Here is a 4,926-nt window from a genome sequence, read left to right on the forward strand (position 1 = left end):
GTATGTTGCAAGCTCTATCAATGATGGAAACGCAAGTGCAAGCGGTCCCTTGTTTACTGTAATTACATGTAATCCTTTTTTCATTGCACTGACAATGTGCGACATGCCAGGCTCTGCGTCCTTGTAGTTGCTAGGTGTAGTCTCTATCAAAACTTCTGCATCCATGCCGTTTATCATGTCTAGTCCGTTTGCGTCCTTTTCCTTGTTGTGGTATTTTCGTATGTTACCATATTTTTTTTTCACCTCAAGCAACCTGTTCAAGTCAAGTCCTGCTGATGACGCAGCAGAGCCCTTTGAATCAAAGACCCCCACTATTCTTGGTTTTAGTCCATGTTTTGCGTACAGGTCCTNTTCAAATCAAGTCCAGCTGATGACGCGGCAGAACCCTTTGAATCAAAGACTCCAACTATTCTTGGCTTTAGTCCATGTTTTGCGTACAGGTCCTCTGATCTAGAAAGTAAAAGTTTTGCAAAGCTCTGGCCTACAACTCCAAAGCCTGATAGTATGATTCGCAATATTGACCAGACACATTTTGGTATTAATTAAGATTGACGAATTCGAAGATTGCTTTATTAATACAGCACAAAAAATTATCACGTGGTCCCAAAAAAGTATCTTTATGGTATAATCGCTGGAATAGCTATTGCAGCAGTTGCCGTTGCAGTTATTGAGTTTCTTCCGATGATGGGAAACGGTAGCACATCGGGCCAAGTTGCATTTCTTGATTTTACATACGATGAAGAAAACACTGATCTAAAAACCCGTCTTGCATCATACCACATCAACATGACAAAACCAATTAGACTAAGTAGTACAGCTGATGTAGCACAATATTGTAACTTTATAGTTGATCCAAAAAAGCAGGCACTTGTCACATACTGTACCTCTACTGTGCTCAAAAACAGTCAAGGTACACTTGGTGATATTACAATGGTGGGTACTCCTGATGTGCCCGGTCTTGTTGTTGTTGCTCTCCAGTCAAATCCATTGATGAGTAACTATGGTGACATCAAGACAGTCTTTGGAGTTGTACTGAACAGTACAATCTGCTCGTGTTGGGACAAGGAAGACCCAGATGGATTTCCTACTCTATCTGCACTAGTCGATAAACTACGCGACACTCATCTTCAAACAAAAGATCCTACTACCAGTACACGTACACTGCCTCTTGGAAATAAACAGTTTCGAGTTGAGCTCACCACAAATGATAGTGGATATCTCTGGAAGCTTCTTGTAGCCAAGTAATTGNTTCTGATCTAAAAACTGATCTTGCATCATATCATATCAACATGACAAAACCAATCAGATTGAGTAGTACAGCTGATGTAGCACAATATTGTAACTTTATCACTGATCCTAAGAAACAGGCACTTGTCACATACTGTACCTCTACTGTACTCAAAAACAACCAAGGAACACTTGGAGATATTACAATGGTGGGTACTCCAGATGTTCCTGGTCTAGTTGTTGTCGCACTCCAGTCAAACCCGTATATGAGCAACTATGGTGACATTAAGACGGTCTTTGGAGTAGTACTAAACAGTACAATATGTTCATGTTGGGACAAGGAACATCCTGGTGGATATCAGACTTTGTCTGACATGATGGATGCATTACGAGACTTTCACATAAATGGAAAAAAACCGGACAGCACTACACATACCATACCTCTTGGAAACAAGCACTTTGAGATTGAGCTTTCTACGACCACTACTGGATATCTCTGGAAGCTTCTTGTAGCCAAGTAATTGACGCGTCTTGGTTTACGAAGGTTGACGTGACTCTTTAATCTGTAGAAAATAGATTTTGGTGGTATCATTGTTTGAGTATCTGTGGCTCTTGCCCCTTGGTTTTGTAGCTGGAGTAATAGGATCCATGATAGGCCTTGGCGGTGGATTCGTAGTGGTACCTGTCTTGACTTTTTTTGGATATTCTCCGACTCTAGCTGCAAGCGACAGCCTCTTTGCGGCATTTAGTAATTCTGTTGCATCAACTGTATCATATGCAAGACAAAAAAGAATCGTATACTCTCTTGGAATAAAACTTGCGCTCATATCAATACCTGGGACAATAATTGGCGCATACGTATCTGATGCAGTATCTCCACCTTTGTTCAAATTGTTGTTCGGAGCCGTATTGGTCTCATCAGGGGTTTACATTTACATGCGAAGAANAGCATTTAGTAATTCTGTTGCATCAACGGTATCTTATGCAAGACAAAAAAGAATTGTATACTCACTTGGAATAAAACTCGCACTGATTTCAATACCTGGAACAGTCATTGGCGCATACATTTCAGATGCAGTATCGCCACCTTTGTTCAAGTTGTTGTTCGGGGCTGTATTGATAGCATCAGGGGTTTACATTTACATGCGAAGAAAAATGGAGGCACGCGAGTACAACCTATCAAAACAAATCATGGTTCTTGCAGTTGGTGCAAGTTTCTTTGCTGGGATAATATCCAGCTTTTTTGGAATTGGAGGTGGCACTGTATTTGTACCATTGATGGTTGTTGCAATTGGCCTGTCCATGAAGCTTGCAGCACCCACATCGCAGTTCATACTGATGTTTGCAGCTGCTTCTGGTATGATAGTGCACTCACTTCTTGGACATCCAAACTATTACGAGGCAGGAATGCTCTCAATTGGCTCATTTGTGGGTGGAATGGTTGGAAGCAGATTGTCTACCAGAGTAAATGAGGGAAAACTGCGACTCTTTGTTGTTATCGTACTTGGAATCACTGCAATCAAGCTTGTCACTGATGCACTGACAAGTCATACCTGATTCAAAATTTGTGCTAAAAACTAGAATTCTGTACTAGTAATGAAATTCATTATGTATCTATCTTACAGAATATTTCTAGTATACTGAGATATGTAATGCAACTTGAATATGATTGATAATTCGTGGCATGTACGTCCACATGTAATCATGGAAAACATTTTCTTACGCTTGTCTTTGCTTCGATATTTGTAGTATCACTTGGTGCGATTTCACATGATGCATTTGCGATGGGTCAGACATCTTGCCAAAATCAATATTATGGAACAATTACTAACGCTACAATAATAGCTGGAAACCAGACTTATCATCCACTAAAAGATAATGTATCATTTCAGATGCTCAATGACCAGTCGTATTATTTGACATATACTTTCAAGACTGCAAACCAAAGTAATCAAGGTAATTCACTTCCAGGGCAGGTTTTATTTGCAACCAACGAGGTTGGATATACCGAAAGTGAATGTGGTGATGGATACAATTCTAATCAAAATTATACAATTAGTGGATATGGTAGCTATCCGCAAGACTTCAATCCTCAAGTAAATCAAACTCAAGTTGTATCATATTGGGTTGGGAGTAGCTTTTCATACACTGTAAATTGGATATCTCCTACAACTCAATCTTCTACTGCTCCATCTGCACCACAAAATCTTTCTGCAGTAACGACACCATCATCACAAATCGACCTGTCCTGGACTGCTCCATCAAATAACGGCGGTTCCGCAGTAACAGGATATGAAGTGGAACGATCAAGAGGCAGCCTCTCCTTTGGAGGCTTTTCAAATTCTACTAACACTACATTCTTTTCAACTCCTAACGCAACAGCATTTGCAGATACTGGATTGAGTACATCAACAACATACAACTATACAGTATTTGCAAAAAATTCAGTTGGTCCAAGTCCACACTCAAATACCGCATCTGCAACAACTAGCACTGTAACTTCACCACCAACAGGACTTGCAGCTACTACCGTATCTTCATCACAGATCCACCTGTCCTGGACTGCACCTGCAAACAACGGTGGCGCTACAATTACGGGATACAAGATTGAACGTTCCACTGACTCGGGTTCTACGTGGTCGTCTCTAGTTGCAAACACTGGCAGTACATCTACAAAATATTATGATACGGGGTTGACTCAAAATACCTCTTATGTATATCGAGTATCTGCAATCAATTCTGCAGGTGCCAGTGCTCCATCAAATACATCCTCTGCTACTACACCTAGNAAAATACCTCTTATGTATACCGAGTTTCTGCAATCAATTCTGAAGGTACCAGTGCTCCATCAAATACATCCTCTGCTACTACACCTAGCAACATAACTGCACCATCACCACCTACCGGACTGACTACAACAGTTGTATCATCATCGCAAATCGACCTGTCCTGGGCTGCACCATCAAGCAACGGCGGCTCTGCAATAACAGGATACGATATTGATAGATCTACAAACAATGGCAATACTTGGTCTACTGTTACATCAAACACAGGCTCCACTACTACCGCATACAATGATACTAGACTCTCTCCAAGTACTAGTTACACCTATCGTGTTTCTGCAATCAATTCAGCTGGGACCAGTTCGCNAGACTCTCTCCAAGTACTGCATACACTTATCGTGTTTCTGCAATCAATTCAGCTGGGACCAGTTCGCCATCAAACATATCTTCTGCAACAACTGGTACTGTTACAACAAATGGCATCACACTAGACAATGTCCAGTCAACATCAGGTTCCACGTCTCCCTCAAATCCGATTATGCTTGCAGACTTTAATGTTGGAACTGGAAACAACCGATTGCTTGTTGTAGGTGTAAGTGCAGACAATAGCAATGTGGGTTCGATTACTTTTGGAGGCGTATCACTGACAAAAAAAGTGTCCTCATTTCATAACAATGACGCCGAGTTTTGGTATCTGGTAANAATTACTTTTGGTGGCGTATCGCTGACAAAAAAAATATCATCATTTCATAACAATGACGCAGAATTCTGGTATCTGGTAAACCCAACTGGTACTGGAGCAATCGTAGTTACAATGAAGGGTACAACCTCTGCAATAGTTGGTGCATATTCATTTTCTGGAGTAAACCAGTCAAGTCCATTGCCAACAAGCATTGCAAACTATAATTCAGCTGCT

Annotated in this window: 4 protein-coding genes and 3 pseudogenes; 5 read left to right on the forward strand and 2 right to left on the reverse strand. The window is 40.9% G+C overall.

The window, feature by feature from the left end; all coding sequences use genetic code 11:
* A pseudogene (locus DYY66_RS16270) lies at positions 1 to 350 on the reverse strand (homoserine dehydrogenase); the annotation flags it as partial.
* A 1-nt stretch (position 351) separates the two neighbouring features.
* Positions 352 to 515 (reverse strand): annotated as a pseudogene (locus DYY66_RS14555) (homoserine dehydrogenase); the annotation flags it as partial.
* A gap of 82 nt (positions 516 to 597) precedes the next feature.
* Here DYY66_RS14555 and DYY66_RS07210 point away from each other — a divergent pair.
* The 5 genes and pseudogenes from DYY66_RS07210 to DYY66_RS16280 form a co-directional block, all read left to right on the forward strand.
* Entirely contained in the window at positions 598 to 1,245 is a 648-nt protein-coding gene (locus tag DYY66_RS07210; protein WP_166287525.1) for a hypothetical protein, read from the forward strand.
* Positions 1,246 to 1,818: 573 nt separating this feature from the next.
* A partial coding sequence (locus tag DYY66_RS14560) for a sulfite exporter TauE/SafE family protein (RefSeq protein WP_394352604.1) occupies positions 1,819 to 2,173 on the forward strand: 355 nt, incomplete at its 3' end.
* A 1-nt stretch (position 2,174) separates the two neighbouring features.
* Positions 2,175 to 2,784, forward strand: a pseudogene (locus DYY66_RS13110) (sulfite exporter TauE/SafE family protein); the annotation flags it as partial.
* A 335-nt stretch (positions 2,785 to 3,119) separates the two neighbouring features.
* On the forward strand, positions 3,120 to 4,015 hold an 896-nt coding region (locus DYY66_RS16275), incomplete at its 3' end, for a fibronectin type III domain-containing protein (RefSeq protein ID WP_394352605.1).
* A 93-nt stretch (positions 4,016 to 4,108) separates the two neighbouring features.
* On the forward strand, positions 4,109 to 4,376 hold a 268-nt coding region (locus DYY66_RS16280), incomplete at its 3' end, for a fibronectin type III domain-containing protein (protein WP_394352606.1).
* Between the last annotated feature and the right edge of the window lie 550 nt (positions 4,377 to 4,926).

Origin of the sequence: Candidatus Nitrosotalea sp. FS (assembly GCF_011319475.1) — an archaeon.
In the GTDB taxonomy this organism is placed as follows: Archaea; Thermoproteota; Nitrososphaeria; order Nitrososphaerales; family Nitrosopumilaceae; genus Nitrosotalea.